The sequence below is a fragment of the Blastococcus sp. SYSU DS0617 genome (assembly GCF_054051075.1).
Window position 1 is genome coordinate 59,940 of the sequence record NZ_JBJHAO010000001.1, and the last position, 19,612, is coordinate 79,551.

Sequence of the window (19,612 nt, forward strand, 5' to 3'; positions counted from 1 at the left end):
ACGGCGAGATGCGAGGGAGCGGCTGAGGTGGACGACGAGGCGGCCCGTGCGCGGCAGGAGCTCGGGCTGATGCTGCGCCGGCTGAACGTGGAGCTCGATGCCGTCGGCCAGCGGTTCGCCGACGTGCACGGGCTCAACCGCACCGACGTCCGTGCGCTGGTGGCGATCATGGACGCCGCCCGCCGCGGGGAGGCGCTGACCGCCGGCCGGCTGGGGGAGGCCGTCGACCTGCGTTCGGCCTCGGTGACGGCGCTGGTCGACCGGCTGGAGCGGGTCGGCCACGTCCGGCGCGTACGCGATCCCGAGGACCGGCGCCGGGTGGGCCTGGAGATGTCCGAGACCGCGATGGCCGCGGGTGCCGAGCACTTCGGCGGCCTGGCGCGCGACCTCGTGGCCGCGATGGAGGGCTACAGCGACGAGGAGCTGGACGTCGTCCGCCGCTGGCTGGCGGACATGACCGCGGTGGTCACGCGCCACTCCCGCGGGGAGCCGGCGCCCTGACCGGCAACCGCGACGGCACCGTTCGTGCACATACCGTGGTTCAGCGGCCCGCGATACCACCGTTCGTGCACATCCGGTGGGGTCGTCCGGTCGCGGCGCGGTCAGGGAAGCGGACTGGCCGGTGATCGGTCGCGGGCGAGCAGGGGGACGCCGACCAGCGCCACGAGCCCGGCGGCGACCAGTCCGTAGAAGAGCCACAGGGACGCGGCGATCGGGGTGGCCAGGAGGAACACGGTGAGCAGCAGACCGGTGTTCAGGACGATCAGGAGCCCGTAGGCCGCCCGGCTGCCACGCGCCGCGAGGAGTGCCGCGAGGGCCAGGACGAGGAGCCAAGCGCCCGGGACCGAACCGGGATCGCCGGGGCGCGCGGCCAGCAGGGCGGCGCCCGCGACGCAGCCTGCCCACAGGCCCATGGCCACGGGGCGGGCTCCGGGGCGCGTCATGGCGGACATGATCTTCGCCGGGCGGTTCCCGGGCAAGGACCCGTGGGGCGGGGCTGCGCTGCCGCCGCGATCGAGGCCCAGCCGGCGCAGCTGCACGAGGACCTCGCCGCCGTGCAGGCGAAGACGGCCGAGTACCGCCGGCTCATCGCCCTCGGCCTGGACTGCGAGGACGAGGGAGCAGCCGAGGCCGTGCCCTGAGCCGCAGGCGCCGGTACCGATCGGGCCACGGTTGCTCGCCGGCCGGTTCCACCGCGCCGCCGTCCCGGGCAGGCTGGCGCCTCCCGGACCGAGGAGGACAGGTGCTCCGCGAGCGAACCGCCTGGCTGTGGGTCGTCGTCCTGGCTGTGCTGGCGCTGGTGGGGGTGGGCCTCTGGCTGGTCCTCGCGCCCTCGGACCGGGATCGGTTCACCGACCGGCCCCCGCTGGCGGACTGCGGTCGCACCGTCGTCGGTCCCGGCCAGGCGGACGTCAGGGCCGCGGTGGATGTCGGGAAGGAGGAGCTCGAGTGCTTCGACGCGGCGCTGGCCGACGGATCCGGGGCCGAGCTCGTCGTCGAGTCGGCATCGGTCGAGGGCGAGCCGATGGTCGAGTACCACCGGGCGCTCCCGGAGGGCGGCGTCGAGGTCTTCGTCGATTACCGTGGCGGCGGTTTCGGGTATCCGAGCCTGACCTGGTTCCGCTGCCCGGACCCGCGGACGTTCGTGGTGGCGCCGTCGGAGTGCGAGTACCGCGAGCTCTGACCCCGCGGGGCCCTTGCCCGAGAGAGGATCGGCGCGTCCCGGACGGGAGGGGCGGGCAGAGTGCCCGATGAATGGTTGCTCCGGCAGTGGCTCGTCGGCCTGGTCGCGTTGCTGCTGTCCGGCTTCGGCCCCGGGGACGCCCCGCAGCCGATTCCCGTCGGTCTCCCGGACGTGTTCGCCGACCGGCCCGTGCTGCCCGACTGCGGTCGCGTCGACCAGTACATCGGCCAGGACGAGCCGCAGGGGGCAGCGGTCGACTGCTTCGAGGCGGCGCTGGCCGCCGGCGGGACCGCGGAACTGGTCGTCGTGGGGTACGGCGCCGATGCCGGTCCCGTGTTCCTCTACCACCGGGCGCTGCCGGGCGGCGGGATGGAGACCTTCCTCGACCACCGGCGGGACAACTACCGCAGCGCCGACTGGCAGCAGTTCGTGTGTCCGGAGGCGCGGAGCCTCCGGGACCTCGGGGAGTGCACCGACCGCGAGCTGGAGCCGTAGAGGTGGAGCCCTAGAGGTAGAGGCCGGTCGATTCCTCGATGCGCTCCGCGGCGACGGCGTGCACGTCGCGCTCGCGCAGGATGATCAGGTCCTCGCCGTGCACCTCGACCTCGTGCTGGTCCTCGGGGGAGAAGAGCACCTGGTCGCCGACCTTCACCTGGCGCACGCTCGGGCCGACGCCCTTGGCCTCGCCCCACACCAGCCGCTTGGCCACCTGCGCGGTCGCGGGGATCAGGATGCCGCCGCTGGAGCGCCGGTCGCCGTCCTCCTTGCGGAGCGCCACCAGGATGCGGTCGTGCAGCATCTTGATCGGCAGCTTGCCGGTGGCGGCGATGTCGTCGGGCACGTCGTCCGACGCTACCCGGGCGCCTGCAGCGGCCGAGAGCCGAGTTGTGGTCACCGGCCGCGGCGTGTCCGCCCGTGTCGGCGGCAACAACTCACTTCTCGGCGGGAGGGGGGCGGACGTGTGTCAGCCCCAGCCGAGCTCGTGCAGGCGGTCCTCCTCGATGCCGAAGTGGTGCGCGATCTCGTGGACGACGGTGATCGTGACCTCCTCGACGATCTCCTCGGCCGTCTCGCAGATGTCGCAGATCGCCTCCCGGTAGATCATGATCCGGTCCGGCAGCGCCCCGCCGTACTCCCAGCCGCGCTCGGTCAGCGCGTAGCCCTCGTAGATCCCCAGCAGCTCGGGTTCCTCGGGGTTGCGGTCCTCGACCAGGACGACGACGTTGTCCATGAGCTTCATCAGCTCCGGCGGGACCTCGTCGAGCGCGTCGGCGACCAGCGCCTCGAACACCGGCAGCGGCAGCGCCTTCACGCTCGGGTCACCAGGACGTCGGCAGCGGGCGGCCCTCCTCGTACCCGGCCGCGCTCTGCACCCCCAGCACCGCGCGCTCGTGCAGCTCGTCCACCGTGCGCGCCCCCGCGTAGGTGCACGACGACCGCACGCCCGCGACGATCTGGTCGATCAGGTCCTCCACGCCCGGGCGGACCGGGTCCAGGTACATCCGGGACGACGAGATGCCCTCCTCGAACAGGCCGGCCCGCGCCCGCTCGAACCCGCTCTGCGTCGCCGTCCGCGCCTTGACCGCGCGCGCCGACGCCATGCCGAAGCTCTCCTTGTAGAGCCGGCCCGAGCCGTCGTCGTGGATGTCGCCGGCCGACTCGTACGTGCCGGCGAACCAGGAGCCGACCATCACGTTGGCCGCGCCCGCGGCCAGCGCCAGGGCGATGTCGCGCGGGTGCCGCACGCCGCCGTCGGCCCACACGTGCTTGCCCAGCGAGCGGGCCTCGGCGGCGCACTCCTCGACGGCGGAGAACTGCGGCCGGCCGACGCCGGTCATCATCCGGGTGGTGCACATGGCGCCGGGGCCCACGCCGACCTTGACGACGTCGGCGCCGGCCTCGATCAGGTCGCGGGTGCCCTGCGCCGTCACCACGTTGCCGGCCACGACCGGCACGGAGCCGGCCACCGAGCGCACCGCGCCCAGCGCCTCGATCGCCTTCTCCTGGTGCCCGTGCGCGGTGTCCACGACGAGCACGTCGACGCCCGCGGCCAGCAAGGCGGCGGCCTTGCCCGCGACGTCGCCGTTGATGCCCACGGCGGCCGAGGTGAGCAGCTGCCCGTCCGCGTTCAGCGCCGGGGTGTAGATCGCCGAGCGCAGCGCGCCCTTCTTCGTGACGACGCCGACCAGCCGGTCGCCGTCCACCACGGGTGCCGCGCTGATCCGCTCACCGGAGAGGACGTCGAAGATCTTGGGCAGGTCGGTGCCGGCCGGGATGGTGAGCGGCTCGCGGGTCATCACCTCGGACAGCTGGGTGAACCGGTCCACGCCCTGGCACTGCCCGTCGGTGACGACGCCGACCGGCGAACCGTCCTCGACCACGACGACGATCCCGTGCGCGCGCTTGGTGAGCAGCGACAGCGCCTCGCCGACGGTCGAGCTGGGGGAGAGCGTGATCGGGGTGTCGTAAACCGGGTGCCGGTGCTTCACCCACGAGACGACCTCGGTGACGACGTCGACCGGGATGTCCTGCGGCAGCACGGCCAGACCGCCCCGGCGTGCGGTGGTCTCGGCCATCCGCCGTCCCGAAATCGCGGTCATGTTGGCGACGACGATCGGGATGGTCGTGCCCACGCGGTCCGGCGTGGTCAGGTCGACCTCGAGCCGCGAGCCGACCGTCGAGTGGTTGGGCACCATGAAGACGTCGGCGTAGGTGAGGTCGTGGTCGGGCCGCTGCAGAAACCGCATGACGGTCATTGTCCCTGACGCAAGGTCGCATGCGCGGGCTTCCGCGGCGCGGGGGCCGGAGGTCCCCCGACGCGGGAGCCGGACGCGCTCGTCGCAGCCCGGGCACGGCTCCTGGCCGCGTTCTCATCCGGAGGATGAGAAAGTTGCAGAGTGATCGACCTGCGACTCGTGCGCGAGAACCCCGACCTCGTCCGTGCCAGCCAGCGGGCTCGGGGCGACGACGAGTCCTTGGTCGACGTGCTCCTCGCCGCGGACGCGGCCCGGCGCGAGGCGGTCCAGCGCGGCGACGACCTGCGCGGCGAGCAGAAGGCCGCCTCCCAGGCCGTGAAGAAGGCGACGCCGGAGGAACGGCCCGCCGTCCTGGAGCGGGCCAAGGCGCTGGCCGCGGAGACCAAGCAGGCCGAGGAGGCGGAGCGGGAGGCCGACGCCGCGCTCCGCGCCGCGCACCTGAGGATCGCCAACGTCGTCCACGACGACGTCCCGCCGGGCGGTGAGGACGACGCCGTCACGCTGCGCACCGTCGGCGAGGTGCCCACCTACGACTTCCCGGTGCGCGACCACATCGAGATCGGCGAGGCCCTCGGGGCGATCGACATGGAGCGCGGCGCCAAGGTGTCGGGCTCCCGCTTCTACTTCCTCACCGGCCCCGGCGCGCTGCTGGAGTTCGCGCTCGCCCAGCTGGCCATCAGCCGCGCCGTCGCCGCCGGGTTCACCCCCGTCGTCGCCCCCGCGCTGGTCAAGCCGAGCGCCATGGAGGGCACCGGGTTCCTCGGCGAGCACGACGAGGAGGTGTACCGGATCGAGCGCGACGACCTGTACCTCGTCGGCACCTCCGAGGTCGCGCTGGCCGGGATGCACGCCAACGAGGTGCTCGACCTGTCGAAGGGCCCGAAGCGCTACGCCGGCTGGTCGTCCTGCTTCCGCCGCGAGGCCGGCTCCTACGGCAAGGACACCCGCGGCATCATCCGCGTGCACTGGTTCGACAAGGTCGAGATGTTCAGCTTCTGTGCACCCGAGGACGCTGCCGCCGAGCACCTGCGGCTGCTGCAGTGGGAGGAGGAGTTCCTCCAGGCGCTGGAGCTCCCCTACCGGGTGGTCGACATCGCCGCCGGCGACCTGGGCACGAGCGCTGCACGCAAGTACGACATCGAGGCGTGGTTTCCCACCCAGGGCACCTACCGGGAGCTCACCTCGACGTCGGACTGCACCACCTTCCAGGCCCGGAGGCTCACCATCCGCTACCGCGACGCGGACGGGAAGAACCAGACCGCGACCACGCTCAACGGCACGCTGTGCGCCATCGCCCGCACCATCGCCTGCCTCCTCGAGGTGCACCAGCGCGCCGACGGCTCGGTCCACGTGCCGGCCGCGCTGCGCCCGTGGCTGGGCGGGGTCGAGGCGCTGACCCCGGGCATGACGCTGGTCGCGCCGGTGCCTCCCGCATGACCGCACGCCCGCCGCGGGCGATCCCGCCGCACGGGATCCTCGAGGGCGCCGACCGGGTGGTCGAGCTCGGCGCGGTCGGCGGATGGCGGCCCAAGCTCGTGGCCAGCGACCTCGACGGCACCCTGCTCACCGCCGACGGCACCGTCAGCCCGCGCACCCGCGCCGCGCTCGAGGCCTGCTGGGACGCCGGCATCCCCGTCGTCGGCGTCACCGGGCGCGGCCCGCGGCTGCTCGACAGCGTGAAGGCGGCCCTCGACCACCGGGGCATCGCCGTCCTGTCGCAGGGCGGGTTCGTCGTCGACCTCGAACGCGACGAGGTGCTGCGCGCCGTCGCCCTGCCGCGCGAGCAGGCGCTCCGGGTGATCGAGCAGATCGAGCGGGTGGCCGGCGACGTCGTCCTCGCCGTCGAGGAGGCCGCCGAGCAGGGCCAGGTGCACGCGCGGCTGAGGGTGCAGCACGGCTTCGGCTGGCCCTACCCCGAGCCCAGCTCGCTGCTGTCCCGTGACGAGGTGCTGCCGCCCGGCGCCGTCCTCAAGGCCTTCCTCCGCTCCGCCGACCTCGACCAGGATCAGCTGCTCGCCCTGGCCCGCGAGGTGGTCGACCCCGCCGACGCCGAGGTCACGCACGCCGGCCTGGGCTTCATCGAGGTGCTGCCGCCGGGGATCACCAAGGCCAGCGGCCTGCAGCTGGCCCTGGACCGGTACGGCGTGGGGTTCGGCGACGTCCTCGTCTTCGGCGACATGCCCAACGACCTGCCCATGCTCGGCGCGGTCCAGGACGCCGGCGGCCGTGCGGTGGCCGTGGCGAACGCCCACCCCAGCGTCCGGGCGCTCACGGCTGACGTCACGAGCGGCCACCAGGTCGACGGCGTCGCCCGCTACCTCGAGGCGGTGCTCGCCGATGTCTGACTGGAAGCCGCGGCTGATCGCCAGCGACATGGACGGCACGCTGCTGCGCTCCGACGACACCGTCAGCGCCGCGACCGTCGCCGAGATCGACCGCTGGCGCGCCGGCGGGGTGCCCTTCGTGCTCGCGACCGGCCGCCCGCCGCGCTGGATGCACCGCATCCGGAAGGTGCTCGGCAGCGGCACGGCGGTCTGCTGCAACGGCGCGGTCCTCCTGGACCTGGAGACCTTCGAGATCACCCGCGAGGAGCCGGTGCACCCCGACGTCCTCCGGTCGATCACCGCCGAGCTGCGCCGGCGGCAGCCCGACACCTGGTTCGCGGTGGAGTACGGGCTGGAGTTCCGTCACGAGCCGATCTACAAGCCGCGGTGGGACGTCGACGCGCCCGGTGTCGCGCAGGCGACGCTGGAGGAGATGGTGGGCCAGCCGGTCGCCAAGCTGCTGGCCCGCCACGAGGACCTGCCGCGGGACGAGTTCGTCGCGCTGGTGGAGGAGGTCATCGGCGACCAGGCCACGGTCACCTGCTCCTCGACCGACGCCCTCGCGGAGATCTCCGGGATCGGCGTGACGAAGGCGTCCGGGCTGGCCGCCGTCGCCGAGCGCCACGGCGTCGGGCCGGAGGACGTCGTCGTCTTCGGGGACATGCCCAACGACATCGCCGCGTTCGACTGGGTCCGCGAGGCCGGAGGACGTGCGGTGGCGATGGCGCACGCCCATCCGGACCTGCTCGCCGTCGCCACCGACGTCACGATCGGCAACGACGAGGACGGCGTCGCCGCCTTCCTGGCCGCCCTCTGACCGCTTCTGCTCAACTTCCGGCCCCGTCCGGCCGATAGGCCAAGCGACGGAGTCGGACGAGCAGTCGGTACAGGAAGCGGGCAGGGATGAACCAGGTGGACGAGCACGGAGTGCGTACGAACGGGGGGGCCCCGGAGGAACCGGCGGCGGGTGCCCGCGGCGTCCGCTTCGGCCTGCGCAGCCGGATGCTCGGCGCGATCCTGGTCGTCGCACTGACGACCGTCGGCGTCGGCGCCTTCGGCATCAACCGGATGTCGGCGCTCAGCGACAACGCCCAGCAGGTGTACGACCGCGGCGCGATCCCCCTGGACGGCCTGCGTCAGCTGGAGGCCGACTGGTGGCAGTTGTCGGCCAACGTCGCCCGGGCAGCCATCCCGACGCTGCCGGAGGAGACCATCGCGAAGGCCCAGGCGGGCGCCGCCGAGTACATGCAGATCCTCGGCGACCGGATCGCCGGCGTCGAGGCGATGCCGCTGTCCTCGGACACGCGGGCGGCCTTCACCGACTTCTCCACCGCGGTCGCGAACTACCTCCCCGCCCTGGCCGAGCTGCAGAGCGGCACGCTGACCGACAGCCCTTCGCGGGCGGGCGAGCTGCTCCAGATCATGGGCGAGAACGAGGTGATCATCAAGGAGTCGATCATCACCGCCACCGCGGCCGCCCAGGCGGAGGCGTCGGCGACGGCCGAGCGGGCGGCGGACGCGTACGCGACCGGGCGCAACCTCACCCTCGGCATCATGGCCGCCGGGCTGGTCATGAGCGTGCTGCTGGCCCTCGTCGTCTCCCGCGGCGTCACCGGCCCGGTGCAGCGGATCCGCGAGGTCCTCGGCCTCGTCGCGGCCGGTGACCTGACGGTCCGGGCCGGCAAGACCGGTGGCGCGGAGCTCGGCGAGATGGCCGAGTCGCTGGACGAGACCCTCGACGCCATCGGGCACGTGCTCGTGCTGGTCGGCGACTCCTCCACCCGGCTGGCCGCGGCGTCGCAGCAGCTGAGCGGAGCCGCGGAGGGCATGCGGCAGAACGCGGAGACCGCCGCCGGCCAGGCCGACGAGGTGGTGACCTCCGCCGGTGCGGTGGCCTCCAGCGTGGACACGGTGGCCACCGGGTCCTCGCAGATGGAGTCGGCGATCCGCGAGATCGCGCACAACGCCACCGAGGCCGCCCGGGTCGCCGGTCAGGCCGTGTCGGTCGCGGAGAACACCACGAAGACGGTCGGCAAGCTGGGTGACTCCTCGCAGGAGATCGCCACGGTCATCAAGCTGATCAACGGCATTGCCGAGCAGACCAACCTGCTGGCGCTCAACGCCACGATCGAGGCGGCACGGGCCGGCGAGGCGGGCAAGGGCTTCGCCGTCGTCGCCAGCGAGGTCAAGGAGCTGGCGCAGGAGACCGCGCGGGCCACCGAGGACATCTCCCAGCGGGTCGAGGCCATCCAGGCCGACACCGCCGGGGCCGTCGACGCGATCAGCCAGATCTCCACGGTCATCGGCGAGATCAACGACTTCCAGGCGACCATCGCCGCGGCGGTCGAGGAGCAGACGGCGACCACCAACGAGATGAACCGCAACGTCGCCGAGGCGGCCAGCGGCACCCAGGGCATCGCCGCGGCGATCTCGGGGCTGGCCGCGGGCACCCAGGAGACCAACCAGCGGGTGGCCGACGCCCAGTCCGCGGCGGGCGAGCTGGCCCGCATGAGCGGCGAGCTGCAGGAGGCCGTCGGGCGCTTCAAGGTCTGATCCCACCGACGACGGCGCCGCACCCCGATCCGGGTGCGGCGCCGTCGTCGTCCTCGCGTTACAGGTACTGGCCCCCGCCGGGGCGGAGGTCCGGCTGGGCGCCGCCGCCGGGCTGACCGCCCGGCAGCGCCTTGCGGCGGATCTCCTCCAGCTGCGCCCGCGCGGCCATCTGCTGGGCGAACAGCGCCGTCTGGATGCCGTGGAAGACACCTTCCAGCCAGCCCACCAGCTGGGCCTGGGCGATGCGCAGCTCGGCGTCCGAGGGCGTCTGGTCCTCGCTGAACGGCAGGGTGATGCGCTCCAGCTCCTCGCGCAGCTCGGGGGCCAGGCCCTGCTCGAGCTCACGGATCGACGAGGCGTGGATGTCGCGCAGCCGGTTGCGGCTGGCGTCGTCCAGGGGCGCGGCGCGCACCTCCTCGAGCAGCTGCTTGATCATGGTGCCGATCCGCATCACCTTCGCGGGCTGCTCCACCATCTCGCCCACCTGCATCGGTGTGCCGTCGCCGTCCTCGCCCATCGGAAGGGTCCCCACGGGCTGGCCGTCGGGCCCCACGACGACGACCTGCTGCGGACGTTCGCTGCCGTTGCCGGGTGCAGTCATGGCTCCATCCTGCCCCGCGCGCGCCAGGCCCGAACGCGAGGTCCCGCCGCCGCTCGGCCGGGCGGTTCGGGACAACTAGGGTGCCCAGCATGGAGGCCCGGCTCGACGTCGCTCGGGTCCGTGGTCTCTTCCCCGCGCTGGCCGACGGCCACGTCCACGTCGAGGGTCCCGGCGGTGCGCTCCTGCCCGAGGACGTCGCCCGGGCGGTCGGGCACGCGCTGCGGATGCCCGTCGCCGAGCGGGGCGGGGTGTTCGCCGCCTCCGCACGGGCCGAGGGCCTGGTGGCCGGGGCCCGCGCGGCGGTGGCCGATCTGGTCGGTGGTGTCCCCGGCGGCGTCGTCCTGGGCGCGAGCATGACGGCGGTGACGTACGCGATGGCCCGGGCGATCGCCAAGACGTGGCGGCCGGGCGACGAGATCGTGGTGAGCCGGCTCGACCACGACGCCAACATCCGGCCGTGGGTCCAGCTGGCCGCGGAGCGCGGCGTGGCCGTGCGCTGGGCCGAGGTGGACATCGAGACCGGCGAACTCCCTGCCTGGCAGTACGACGACCTGCTCGGCCCGCGGACCCGCCTGGTGGCGCTCACCGCGGCGAGCAGCGCGATCGGCACCTGCCCGGAGGTCGCCGAGATCTCGCACCGGGCGCACGCGGTGGGGGCGATGGTCTACGTCGACGCCTCCCACGCTGCCCCGCACATGTACCTGGACCGCACCGCCATGGGGGCGGACTTCGTCGCCCTGTCGGCGTCGAAGTGGTGCGGCCCGCACGTTGGCGCGGTGGTGGCGGATCCGCAGCTGCTGGCGCACCTGCACCCGGACAAGCTGCTGCCGACGTCGGACAAGGTCCCCGACCGCTTCGAGACCGGTGCCGCCCCCTACGAGCTGTACGCGGGGGTCTCCGCCGCCGTCGACCACCTGGCCGCGCTGGACGGCGGGGCGACCGGCTCCCGCAGGGACCGGCTGCGGGCCTCCATGGCGGCGGTCGCCCGGTACGAGGGGGAGCTGTTCGGCTGGCTGGACGACGCGCTGCGCGCGATGCGGCACGTGCAGGTGCTGGGCCGGCCGGTGCGGACGACGCCGACGCTGGCGTTCCGCGTCGAGGACATGCGCCCCCGGCAGGTCGCCGCCGAGCTCAACCGTCAGGGGATCTGCGTCTGGGACGGGGACGCCTACGCCCGCGAGCTGTTCGACGCCTTCGGGGTGACCGAGGACGGCGGCGTCGTCCGGCTGGGGCTGATGCACTACAACACCCCGGACGAGGTCGGCCTGGTCATCGACGCGGTCGCCGGTCTGCGCCCGCGCCCGATGCCCCGCCCCCGCTGACGGCGGCCCCGCCGCGGGGACCCGCCCCGGGCGTGCGAGCGGTGGGGGCCTTCCTCAGTCGGCGGGCAGCAGCAGGACCTTGCCGACGTGCTCGCTGGCCTCCACGACGCGGTGCGCCTCGGCCGCCCGCGACATCGGCAGCCGCCGGTCGACGATCGGGCGGATCGTGCCGCGCTCCACGTCCGGCCACACGTCGCGCCGCACCGCCTCGATGATCTCGGCCTTGCCGCCGTGCCCGGTCGCCGGGCGGGAGCGCAGCGCGGTCGCGTGCACCGAGGCCCGCTTGGTCAGCAGCTTGCCGATGTTCAGCTCGGCCTTGCTGCCGCCCTGCATGCCGATGATCACCAGCCGCCCGCCGACGGCGAGGGCGTCGACGTTGCGGTCCAGGTACTTGGCGCCCATGTTGTCCAGGACGACGTCCACCCCGCGCCCCTCCGTCGCCTCGCGCACCCGCTCGACGAAGTCCTCGTCGCGGTAGTTGACCGCGACCTCGGCGCCCAGCTCGCGGCAGACGTCCAGCTTGGCCGCCGTCCCGGCCGTGGTGAACACCCGTGCGCCGGCGCGGGCGGCCAGCTGGATGGCCATCGTGCCGATGCCGCTCGAGCCGCCGTGCACCAGGAAGCTGTCGCCGCGGGAGAGCCCGGCGAGCAGGAAGACGTTGGACCAGACCGTGCAGACGACCTCGGGCAGCGCCGCGGCGGTCGCCAGCTCCACGCCGGAGGGCTTCGGCAGCAGCTGCCCGGCCGGGACGGCGACGCGCTCGGCGTACCCGCCACCGGAGAGCAGCGCGCACACCTCGTCGCCGACCGACCAGCCGAGGACGCCCTCGCCGACCTCGCTGACGACGCCGCTGCACTCCAGGCCGAGGATCTCGCTGGCGCCCTTCGGCGGCGGGTAGAAGCCCTGCCGCTGCATCAGGTCCGCGCGGTTCACCGCGGTGGCGGCGACGTCGACGATCACCTCGCCCGGGCCGCAGACCGGGTCGGGGACCTCCGACCAGCCGAGGACGTCGGGGCTTCCGGGTTCGCTGATCGTCACCGCGCGCATGGCCCGACCCTAGAGCTGCCCCGTCACGCGGGGGCGGCGACGGTCGCGGCTCCGGACACCGAGACGCACCGGCCCACGTCGTGCGCACCCGTGGCCAGCCGGGCGAGCACCTCGCCCGCGGCGCGGCGGGACACCTTCATCCCCTCGACCGACCCGTCGACGGAGCGGGTGGCCGGCTCGTCGCCGTCGGTCAGGTACACCGGCTGCACGAGGGTCCAGTCCAGGCCGCTGCGGCGGACGACGTCCTCCTGCACCTCGTGGTCGGCGATCTGCGGCTTCAGCAGCAGGGCGAAGACCAGCCGGGAGGACAGTGGCAGCCGGTCCCGGGTCTCCCCGACGCCGTACGAGGACTGCACGACCAGGCGTCGCACGCCGTGCTGCCGCATGGCGGCCACGACGGTGGCGGTGCCCCGGGAGCGCACGTCCAGCGGGGTGCCGGCCGGGCCCCGCAGCCGCACCCGCACGGCGCTCTCCGCGATGCCGAGCGCGACGACGACGGCGTCCTGACCGCGGACGGCGGCGTCCACGTCGGCTGCCGCCGTGGCGTCGCCGTCGACCGGCCGGACGCCCGCCTGCCCGCCGAACACCGTGCTCGCCCGCCGGGCCAGCGCGGTCACCTCGTGCCCGCCGGCGGCCAGCGCCTCCACCGCCGCCCGTCCCGTCCCACCCGTTGCTCCCACGACCGCCACCAACATGTCCCGCTCCTCCTCCGTCGTCCGCCGGCGACCGCCGACGGATCCACCGTGGCGCGGACGGAGGGTGCGCAGAATGGCTGCGGGTCCCGAAAGCATGACCGTTCGTCCCGAGGGCCTGGACGACGGCTCGATCCGGGGCACGATGACGCCATGGGTGCGGAGCCGGTGGTCCCCTGGGCGCCGATGGAGCCACTGGGCGGCGTGCTCGGCGACCTGCGGATGCGCGGCACCTTCTACTGCTGGGCGGAGGGCAGCGCGCCGTGGGGCGTGGAGATGCCGGCGCTGGAGGGGTGCATCAGCTTCCACGTGGTCACCGAGGGCAGCTGCCTGCTGGAGGTGGGCGGCGTCGCGCACCAGCTCCGTGCCGGCGACCTCGCGCTGGTGCCGCACGGGCGGGGTCATCTGCTCCGCAGCGGGCCCGGCGCTCCGATCGCCGGACGCGCCGACCTGCTCCCGCAGGAGATGATCGACCCGCACTCCGCCGTCCTGCGGCTCGACGGCGGCGGCGTCCCCGCCCGCCTGGTGTGCGGGGTGCTCGAGCCGGAACGGCCCGGGGCGGCGCACCTGCTCGACCTGCTGCCCTCGGTGCTCGTGGAGGCCGGCGACGCGGCAGGCGGCGGCTGGCTGCCGGTGCTGCTCGGGATGATCACCGACGAGGTGCGGCACGACCGGCCCGGGACGGAGGCGGTGGTCACCCGGCTCGCCGACGTCGTGGTGATCCAGGCGATCCGTGGCTGGCTGGAGACGGCGGCGACGGAGCCGGGCTGGCTGCGCGCGCTGCGCGATCCCCGGATCGGGCGCGCGGTGGCGCTGGTGCACCAGGATCCCGGCGCTCCCTGGACCCTGGAGCGGCTGGCCCGCGAGAGCCGGATGTCGCGGTCCGCGTTCGCGGCCCGGTTCACCGAGCTGGCGGGGGAGCCGGCGCTGCGCTACGTGACGCGGTGGCGGATGCACCTGGCCACGGTCGAGCTGGGCCGTGGCGCCCGGGTGGGGGAGCTGGCCCGTCGGCTGGGCTACGAGTCCGAGGCAGCGTTCTCCCGCGCCTACCGGCGGGTGACCGGGATGCCGCCGGTGGCGGCGCGCGGCCGGCCGGACGAGGCGGTGGGCCCTGCAGCGGTCGACCGGCCCGCGATGGCGCGGGCGTAGCTCAGGCCGCCTTCTTCTGCGCGTAGTGGGGCACGTACTCCTGGCCGCTGAGCTCCTGGATCGTCGCCATCAGGGCATCGGTGGCGGCGCGCACGTCGGCACCGGTGACGTCGACCGGGCGGCCGAAGCGCATCGTCACGGGGGGACGGCGCCGGCCCAGCAGGTCTCCCGGTCGCACGTCGCGGGTGCCGGTGATCCCGACCGGGAGGACGGGGACCCCGCAGCGCTGGGCGAGCCGCAGCGCGCCGGTGCGGCCGCGGTACAGCCGTCCGTCGGGCGAGCGGGTCCCCTCGGGGAAGACCGCGACCATCCCGCCCCCGTCGAGCACCGGCACGGCGGACTCGAACGCCGCGTCCGAGGCCGCGCCACCGTCCCGGTTCACCGGGATGACGCCCAGCCCGTGCATCAGGCCGCGGTTGAGGGCGCCGCGCGGGCCGGTGCCGGTGAAGTACTCGGTCTTGCCCCAGAACGCGACGTGGCGGGGGATGACGGCACCCAGGAACAGTTGGTCGGCGAAGGACTGGTGGTTGCCGGCCAGCACGACCCCGCCCTCGGCCGGGACGTGCTCCAGCCCGCTGACCTGCGGCTTCCAACCGCTGCGGATGGCGGTGCCGACGGTCTGGACGGTGAGCCAGTAGAGCGGGAGCATCGGCGGGGTCCTCACGTCAGCCGGGCCCGGCCGCCGCGACGATCGCGACGGCCGGGGTCCGGTCGGGTCCGTGCACTACCCCGGGGATGCCCCCGGTTCACCTCAGACGCGGGCCTTGAGCTCCTTGCGCAGGATCTTGCCGGCCGCCGACTTCGGCACCTCGTCGATGAACTCGACGAAGCGGATCTTCTTGTGCGGGGCGACCCTCTCGGCCATGTAGGCCAGGACGGCGTCCTCGGTGACCTGCGAGCCCTGCGCCCGGACGAGGAACGCCTTGGGCAGTTCCTCGCCGCTCTCCTTGTCCGGCACACCGATGACCGCGGCGTCGGCGATCTCCGGGTGGTTGATCAGCACGGCCTCGAGCTCGGCCGGGGCCACCTGGTAGCCCTTGTACTTGATCAGCTCCTTGACCCGGTCGACGACGGTGTAGATGCCGTTGTCGTCCACGACGGCGACGTCGCCGGTGTGCAGCCAGCCCTCGGAGTCGACGGTGGAACGGGTCGCCTCCTCGTTGTTGAGGTACCCCTTCATCACCTGCGGGCCGCGGACCCACAGCTCGCCGCGCTCGCCCGGTGCGGCGTCCTCACCGGTGGCCGGGTCGATCAGCCGGCACTCGGTGTTCGGGATCGCGAAGCCGACCGAGCCCTTGGGCACCTCGCCGGAGAAGCCCGGCGGCATGGCGTCCAGGTCGGGCGTGGTGTGCGAGACCGGGGACAGCTCGGTCATGCCGTAGCCCTGCCCGACGGTGACGCCGGTGTTCGCGCCCTTGCGCAGCCGCTGCTCGACGGCCAGTGCCAGCTGCTCGTCCAGCGGAGCGGCACCGGAGAGGATCGACTCGAGCGAGCTGAGGTCGTACTGGTCGACCAGCGGGTGCTTGGCCAGCGCCAGCAGGATGGGTGGCGCCACGAACGCCCGGGTGATCCTGTGGTCCTGGATGGTGCGGAGGAAGTCCTCCAGGTCGAAGCGCGGGAGGGTCACCACCGTGCCGCCCAGTGCCAGGCCCTGGTTCATCAGCACGGTGAGGCCGTAGATGTGGAAGAACGGCAGGACGGCGATGATCCGCTCCTCCGCGCCGGTCTTCAGCAGCGGCAGGCACTGGGTCACGTTCGCCACCAGGTTGCGGTGGGTGAGCATGACGCCCTTGGGCAGGCCCGTGGTGCCGCTGGAGTAGGGCAGCGTGACCAGGTCGTTCGCCGGGTCGAAGTCCACCTGCACGCTGGGGGCGTCGGCGCCCAGCAGGTCGAACAGGTTGGCGTGGCCCTCGGCGCCGTCGAGCACGACGATCTCGTCCACCGGGGACTTCTCCACCGCGGCGGACGCCCGGTCCATGAACATCGAGATCGTGATCAGGATCTTCGCGCCCGAGTCCTTGAGCTGGAAGGCGATCTCGTCGGGCGTGTAGAGCGAGTTGATCGGGCTCATGACGCAGCCAGCGGCGGCGATGCCGTGGAACACCACGGGGAACCACTGCGTGTTGGGGCAGAAGACGGCGACGACGTCGCCCTTGCGCAGGCCGCGGGCGTGCAGGTTGGCCGCGACGCGGTCGACGTAGCCGGCCAGTTGGCCGTGGGTGATCACGTCACCCTTGAGGCCGTCGATGAGCGCGGGGGCGTCGGGCCGCTCCCTGCCGGCGGCGAGAACGGCCTCCGGGACGGACACGTTGGGGATCTCGACGTCGGGATACGGACTGGCCAGTGCCACGGTGCCTCCTCGTTGCTGGTGTGGCGCCAGTCTCACATCCGGCGTGTCGGACGGCACACGCGGGTTGGCTGCGCTCAGCGGGGCCAGAGCACCGACTGGGTGCAGCGGAACAGCGCGATCGTCTTCCCTGACTCCGCGTTGCGCACCACGGCGTCCCAGACCTGCGTCGTCCGCCCCGCGTGGGCGTTGGTGGCCTCGCAGGTGATCCGGCCCTCGCGCGCCGTGCTCAGGTGGTTGCTCTTGAGCTCGATGGTGGTGAACCCGCTCGAGCCCTCGGGCAGCAGCGCACGGGTGGGCAGGCCGCAGGAGGTGTCGGCGAGGGTGACCACGGTGCCGGCGTGCAGGTAGCCGTTCGGCGCCAGCAGCTCGGGGCGTACGTCGAGGTGCGAGGTCAGCCGGCCCGGTTGGTGGCTGTCGACGACGATGCCCAGCAGCCCGGGGAAGGTGCCCGGCAGCATCGCGTTGAGCTCGTCGGCGGTGAGGAATCCCGTGGCGGCCATGCCCGGCAACCTAGCGACGCGCTCCCCACCCGCGCCCGAGAGCCTCGCTCTCGCGGGATGCCAGTCCCCCTCGCCGTCGACCGCGTGGGCGGCCGCCGTGCGCCGAGGGCGGGCGGCTGACCCCCTGTCCGGCGGAGCGGCGTCGACGAGCCACTTGATCCGCCATCTGTGCTACTGGTACTAATACAGCTATGTCAGATGAGGCGGTGCTGGTCGAGATCGACCCGCTGTCCCCCGTGCCGATCTACCAGCAGCTCCGCGACCGGCTGATCGAGGCGATCGCCTCCGGTCGGCTCGTCCGGGGCCAGCCGCTGTCGTCGGTCCGCACCGTCGCCCGGGCCTTTGGCATCAACGTCGCCACGGTCGCGAAGGCGTACGACGGCCTGCGCCAGGACGGCCTCGTCGCCACGACGAGCAAGTCGGGATCCGTCGTCGTCCGGGACCCGACGAGCGGGCCTCCCGACGCCGCCTTCGTCGCCGACTGGACGGCCCGGGCCCGCACGCTGCTCGCGGAGGCGGTCGCGCGGGGGATGCCGCCGGCCGAGGCGGTCGGGATCTGCGACCGGCTGGCCGCGTCGTTCACCAGCCCGGCTGCGGCCGGCGCGAGCCCGGAGGGGGCGCCATGACCTGGTCCACACTCGCACTCGGCTGGGGGATGACCGCGCTGCTGGGCGGGACCTTCCTGATCACCCCGGCACTGGCCCGGCCCACCCTGCCGCTGGGCGTCAGCGTCCCCGCCGACCGGATCGCGGACCCCGCCGTCCGCCGGGCGCTGCACGCCTACCGGCTCGCCGTCCTCGCCGTCACCGGAGTGGCGCTGGCGGCAACCGGCGCGCTGGCGGCCGCGGCCCCGGAGGCCGCCGTCGTCGTGCCGGTGCTGCTCGTGACCGCGGGCGGGGTGGGAGCGTTCGTGCGCGCGCGCCGCCCGATCATGGCGGCGAAGGCGGCGGGGGACTGGTTCGCCGGCAAGGCCGTCCGCATGTCGGCCCCGGTCACCGCGGCCCGCGACGAGGCGGAGATCCCGGTGCGCTGGTACCTCGCCTCCGTCGTCCTCCTCGCCGGTACGACGGTGGTGGGTGCCCTCCGCTACGGCGACCTGCCGGACCGCGTGCCCGTCCACTGGGACCTCTCGGGGACGCCCGACGCCTTCGCCGACACCTCGCCCTGGACGGCCCTGGGCACGGTGTGGGTCGGATGGGGGACGCTCGCCCTCATGGTCGTGCTCGCCCATGCCTCGACCCGCGCGCCGGTCCGGGTGCACCCCGGCGATCCGCCGGAGCACGCCCTGCGGCGGGCACGGGCCCAGCAGGGGGCCGCGCAGTGGGTGCTGGCCACGATCACGTTCGCGACGACGGCGCTCGTCAGCGCCCTGGCGCTCGACGCCTTGCTGCACCCGGAGGGGCTGCGCTGGAGCGCGGCCGTCCTCGTCCTGTTCGTCGTCGCGCTGCTCGGCTGCACCGCCGAGGCGGTCCGGCGCTACCGCCGGGAGCTGGGTGGGGCCGACCGCTCCCCGGCTCCCGTGCGGGCGGAGGCCCCGGACGACGACCGCTTCTGGCCCGGGGGGCTGGTCTACGTCAACCGCGACGACCCGTCGGTCTGGGTGCCCAAGCGGGTCGGCATCGGCTGGACGGTGAACCTGGGCTCGCCCGGCGGGATCGCCGTCACGGTGGGCCTGGTCGTGGTGCTCGCGCTCGGGCTGGCGGTGCCCCTGCTCGTGGCGTGAGCGGTCAGGCCAGGCCGCGGACCGTGCGCAGCGGCGGCCGGGTCCCCTGGATCGAGGCCACCATGTCCAGCGTCTGGCGGGTGGGGGCGACGTCGTGGGCGCGGAACACCCGGGCACCCAGCCAGGCGCTGACCGCCGTCGCGGCCAGGGTGCCGGTGAGCCGCTCCTCCAGCGGCACGCCCAGGGTCTCGCCGACGAAGTCCTTGTTCGACAGCGCCACGAGCACCGGCCAGCCGGTCGCGACCAGTTCGTCCAGCCGCCGGGTCGCCTCCAGAGAGTGCCGGGTGTTCTTGCCGAAGTCGTGCCCCGGGTCGACGAGCACCCGGTCGCGGTCCACCCCCGCGGCGACGGCGGCCTCGGCCAGCGCCGTCGTCCGTCCCACGACGTCGGCGACGACGTCGTCGTACTGCACGCGGTGCGGGCGGGTGCGCGGCGGCAGCCCGCCGGCGTGCGTGCAGACCAGCCCGGCGCCGGCCTCGGCGGCGACGGCGGCCAGCTCCGGGTCGACCCCGCCCCAGGCGTCGTTGACGACGTCGGCGCCGGCGGCGAGCGCCTCGCGGGCCACCTCCGCGCGCCAGGTGTCGATCGAGATCGGCAGCGCCGGGTGCGCCGCGCGGATGGCGGCGACCAGGTCCACCGTGCGGCGGATCTCCTCGGCGGCGTCGACGTCCTCACCGGGGGCGGCCTTCACGCCCCCGACGTCGACCATGTCGGCGCCCTCGGCGACGACCCGGTCCACCCGCTCGACGGCGGCGGCCAGCTCGAAGGTCGCCCCGCGGTCGTAGAACGAGTCGGGGGTCCGGTTGACGATCGCCATGACGACGAAGGCGCCGTCCGGCACGTCCAGCGCGCCCAGTCGCAGCAACCCGTTCCTCCGCAGGCTCGCCCGGTGTGGTGGAGTCAGCCAACCA

Annotated in this window: 23 protein-coding genes; 12 read left to right on the forward strand and 11 right to left on the reverse strand. The window is 73.9% G+C overall.

Translation table 11 applies throughout. From position 1 onward, the window contains the following. Nucleotides 1-27 precede the first annotated feature (27 nt). A complete protein-coding gene (locus ACI793_RS00285; RefSeq protein WP_456604374.1) occupies nt 28-501 on the forward strand; it encodes a MarR family winged helix-turn-helix transcriptional regulator in 474 nt (157 codons plus the stop codon). Nucleotides 502-602: 101 nt separating this feature from the next. On the opposite strand, the gene ACI793_RS00290 is transcribed toward ACI793_RS00285, so the two are convergent. Further along, on the reverse strand, nt 603-944 hold the full coding sequence (locus tag ACI793_RS00290) for a hypothetical protein (protein ID WP_456604375.1): 342 nt from the start codon (nt 942-944) through the stop codon (nt 603-605). Between the two features lie 42 nt (nt 945-986). Here ACI793_RS00290 and ACI793_RS00295 point away from each other — a divergent pair, with 42 nt between their 5' ends. The 3 genes from ACI793_RS00295 to ACI793_RS00305 all read left to right on the forward strand — a co-directional run bounded on the left by ACI793_RS00295 (nt 987) and on the right by ACI793_RS00305 (nt 2,179). Then, nucleotides 987-1,142: a hypothetical protein gene (locus ACI793_RS00295; protein ID WP_456604376.1), complete on the forward strand. Its 156-nt coding sequence runs from the start codon at nt 987-989 to the stop codon at nt 1,140-1,142. A gap of 101 nt (nt 1,143-1,243) precedes the next feature. Further along, a complete protein-coding gene (locus ACI793_RS00300) occupies nt 1,244-1,684 on the forward strand; it encodes a hypothetical protein (RefSeq protein WP_456604377.1) in 441 nt (146 codons plus the stop codon). Between the two features lie 60 nt (nt 1,685-1,744). Then, entirely contained in the window at nt 1,745-2,179 is a 435-nt protein-coding gene (locus ACI793_RS00305) for a hypothetical protein (RefSeq protein WP_456604378.1), read from the forward strand. Between the two features lie 10 nt (nt 2,180-2,189). On the opposite strand, the gene ACI793_RS00310 is transcribed toward ACI793_RS00305, so the two are convergent. The 3 genes from ACI793_RS00310 to ACI793_RS00320 form a co-directional block, all read right to left on the reverse strand. Continuing rightward, nucleotides 2,190-2,525 (reverse strand): GroES family chaperonin, encoded by a 336-nt coding sequence (locus tag ACI793_RS00310; protein WP_311347123.1) that lies wholly within the window; start codon nt 2,523-2,525, stop codon nt 2,190-2,192. Nucleotides 2,526-2,648: 123 nt separating this feature from the next. Beyond that, on the reverse strand, nt 2,649-2,996 hold the full coding sequence (locus ACI793_RS00315) for a metallopeptidase family protein (protein ID WP_456604379.1): 348 nt from the start codon (nt 2,994-2,996) through the stop codon (nt 2,649-2,651). Nucleotides 2,997-3,003: 7 nt separating this feature from the next. Then, nucleotides 3,004-4,431, reverse strand: coding sequence for a GuaB1 family IMP dehydrogenase-related protein (locus tag ACI793_RS00320; RefSeq protein WP_456604380.1), 1,428 nt, complete (start codon nt 4,429-4,431; stop codon nt 3,004-3,006). A 150-nt stretch (nt 4,432-4,581) separates the two neighbouring features. Between ACI793_RS00320 and serS the strand changes: the two genes are divergently transcribed. The 4 genes from serS (at nt 4,582) to ACI793_RS00340 (ending at nt 9,317) form a co-directional block, all read left to right on the forward strand. Beyond that, nucleotides 4,582-5,877: a serine--tRNA ligase gene (gene serS / locus ACI793_RS00325; protein ID WP_456604381.1), complete on the forward strand. Its 1,296-nt coding sequence runs from the start codon at nt 4,582-4,584 to the stop codon at nt 5,875-5,877. Then, nucleotides 5,874-6,785 carry an HAD family hydrolase gene (locus ACI793_RS00330; protein ID WP_456604382.1) on the forward strand — a complete coding sequence of 304 codons (912 nt, stop codon included), beginning with the start codon at nt 5,874-5,876 and terminating at the stop codon, nt 6,783-6,785. Before serS ends, ACI793_RS00330 begins: the two co-directional genes overlap by 4 nt. Then, complete coding sequence (locus ACI793_RS00335) at nt 6,778-7,581, forward strand: HAD family hydrolase (protein ID WP_456604383.1); 804 nt, start codon at nt 6,778-6,780, stop codon at nt 7,579-7,581. Before ACI793_RS00330 ends, ACI793_RS00335 begins: the two co-directional genes overlap by 8 nt. 95 nt (nt 7,582-7,676) lie before the next feature. Then, a complete protein-coding gene (locus tag ACI793_RS00340; RefSeq protein ID WP_456604384.1) occupies nt 7,677-9,317 on the forward strand; it encodes a methyl-accepting chemotaxis protein in 1,641 nt (546 codons plus the stop codon). Between the two features lie 58 nt (nt 9,318-9,375). Here the strand turns inward: ACI793_RS00340 and ACI793_RS00345 are convergent, their stop codons facing one another. Next, nucleotides 9,376-9,918, reverse strand: a complete 543-nt coding sequence (locus ACI793_RS00345; protein ID WP_456604385.1) for a bacterial proteasome activator family protein — start codon at nt 9,916-9,918, stop codon at nt 9,376-9,378. Nucleotides 9,919-10,007: 89 nt separating this feature from the next. Between ACI793_RS00345 and ACI793_RS00350 the strand changes: the two genes are divergently transcribed. Then, entirely contained in the window at nt 10,008-11,240 is a 1,233-nt protein-coding gene (locus ACI793_RS00350; protein ID WP_456604386.1) for a cysteine desulfurase-like protein, read from the forward strand. A 54-nt stretch (nt 11,241-11,294) separates the two neighbouring features. On the opposite strand, the gene ACI793_RS00355 is transcribed toward ACI793_RS00350, so the two are convergent. Together ACI793_RS00355 and ACI793_RS00360 are read right to left on the reverse strand one after the other, a co-directional pair. Then, a complete protein-coding gene (locus tag ACI793_RS00355) occupies nt 11,295-12,287 on the reverse strand; it encodes an NAD(P)H-quinone oxidoreductase (RefSeq protein ID WP_456604387.1) in 993 nt (330 codons plus the stop codon). A gap of 23 nt (nt 12,288-12,310) precedes the next feature. Further along, complete coding sequence (locus ACI793_RS00360) at nt 12,311-12,982, reverse strand: NAD(P)-dependent oxidoreductase (RefSeq protein WP_456604388.1); 672 nt, start codon at nt 12,980-12,982, stop codon at nt 12,311-12,313. A 150-nt stretch (nt 12,983-13,132) separates the two neighbouring features. Between ACI793_RS00360 and ACI793_RS00365 the strand changes: the two genes are divergently transcribed. Continuing rightward, the gene (locus ACI793_RS00365; RefSeq protein WP_456604389.1) at nt 13,133-14,128 is read left to right on the forward strand and encodes an AraC family transcriptional regulator; all 996 of its coding nucleotides are present in this window, start codon (nt 13,133-13,135) and stop codon (nt 14,126-14,128) included. Nucleotide 14,129: 1 nt separating this feature from the next. On the opposite strand, the gene ACI793_RS00370 is transcribed toward ACI793_RS00365, so the two are convergent. From ACI793_RS00370 to ACI793_RS00380, 3 genes are all read right to left on the reverse strand, one after another. Then, nucleotides 14,130-14,777 carry a lysophospholipid acyltransferase family protein gene (locus ACI793_RS00370; protein ID WP_456604390.1) on the reverse strand — a complete coding sequence of 216 codons (648 nt, stop codon included), beginning with the start codon at nt 14,775-14,777 and terminating at the stop codon, nt 14,130-14,132. A gap of 102 nt (nt 14,778-14,879) precedes the next feature. Continuing rightward, nucleotides 14,880-16,478: a 4-coumarate--CoA ligase family protein gene (locus tag ACI793_RS00375; RefSeq protein ID WP_456604391.1), complete on the reverse strand. Its 1,599-nt coding sequence runs from the start codon at nt 16,476-16,478 to the stop codon at nt 14,880-14,882. 74 nt (nt 16,479-16,552) lie between these two features. Next, nucleotides 16,553-16,978, reverse strand: coding sequence for a PaaI family thioesterase (locus ACI793_RS00380; protein ID WP_456604392.1), 426 nt, complete (start codon nt 16,976-16,978; stop codon nt 16,553-16,555). 191 nt (nt 16,979-17,169) lie between these two features. Between ACI793_RS00380 and ACI793_RS00385 the strand changes: the two genes are divergently transcribed. Together ACI793_RS00385 and ACI793_RS00390 are read left to right on the forward strand one after the other, a co-directional pair. Continuing rightward, the gene (locus tag ACI793_RS00385; protein ID WP_456604393.1) at nt 17,170-17,604 is read left to right on the forward strand and encodes a GntR family transcriptional regulator; all 435 of its coding nucleotides are present in this window, start codon (nt 17,170-17,172) and stop codon (nt 17,602-17,604) included. After that, nucleotides 17,601-18,701 (forward strand): DUF1648 domain-containing protein, encoded by a 1,101-nt coding sequence (locus tag ACI793_RS00390; protein WP_456604394.1) that lies wholly within the window; start codon nt 17,601-17,603, stop codon nt 18,699-18,701. The genes ACI793_RS00385 and ACI793_RS00390 overlap by 4 nt, the downstream gene beginning before the upstream one ends. A 4-nt stretch (nt 18,702-18,705) precedes the next feature. Here the strand turns inward: ACI793_RS00390 and folP are convergent, their stop codons facing one another. After that, on the reverse strand, nt 18,706-19,566 hold the full coding sequence (folP, locus tag ACI793_RS00395) for a dihydropteroate synthase (RefSeq protein WP_456604395.1): 861 nt from the start codon (nt 19,564-19,566) through the stop codon (nt 18,706-18,708). Between the last annotated feature and the right edge of the window lie 46 nt (nt 19,567-19,612).

Bases quoted from the DNA above. Each gene is read 5' to 3' on its own strand.
- ACI793_RS00290 (WP_456604375.1), bottom strand. From the start codon at position 944: ATGACGCGCCCCGGAGCCCGCCCCGTGGCCATGGGCCTGTGGGCAGGC.
- ACI793_RS00320 (WP_456604380.1), bottom strand. From the start codon at position 4,431: ATGCGGTTTCTGCAGCGGCCCGACCACGACCTCACCTACGCCGACGTC.
- ACI793_RS00330 (WP_456604382.1), top strand. From the start codon at position 5,874: ATGACCGCACGCCCGCCGCGGGCGATCCCGCCGCACGGGATCCTCGAG.
- ACI793_RS00335 (WP_456604383.1), top strand. From the start codon at position 6,778: ATGTCTGACTGGAAGCCGCGGCTGATCGCCAGCGACATGGACGGCACG.
- ACI793_RS00345 (WP_456604385.1), bottom strand. From the start codon at position 9,918: ATGACTGCACCCGGCAACGGCAGCGAACGTCCGCAGCAGGTCGTCGTC.
- ACI793_RS00350 (WP_456604386.1), top strand. From the start codon at position 10,008: ATGGAGGCCCGGCTCGACGTCGCTCGGGTCCGTGGTCTCTTCCCCGCG.
- ACI793_RS00355 (WP_456604387.1), bottom strand. From the start codon at position 12,287: ATGCGCGCGGTGACGATCAGCGAACCCGGAAGCCCCGACGTCCTCGGC.
- ACI793_RS00360 (WP_456604388.1), bottom strand. From the start codon at position 12,982: ATGTTGGTGGCGGTCGTGGGAGCAACGGGTGGGACGGGACGGGCGGCG.
- ACI793_RS00365 (WP_456604389.1), top strand. From the start codon at position 13,133: ATGGGTGCGGAGCCGGTGGTCCCCTGGGCGCCGATGGAGCCACTGGGC.
- ACI793_RS00370 (WP_456604390.1), bottom strand. From the start codon at position 14,777: ATGCTCCCGCTCTACTGGCTCACCGTCCAGACCGTCGGCACCGCCATC.
- ACI793_RS00380 (WP_456604392.1), bottom strand. From the start codon at position 16,978: ATGGCCGCCACGGGATTCCTCACCGCCGACGAGCTCAACGCGATGCTG.
- ACI793_RS00385 (WP_456604393.1), top strand. From the start codon at position 17,170: ATGTCAGATGAGGCGGTGCTGGTCGAGATCGACCCGCTGTCCCCCGTG.
- ACI793_RS00390 (WP_456604394.1), top strand. From the start codon at position 17,601: ATGACCTGGTCCACACTCGCACTCGGCTGGGGGATGACCGCGCTGCTG.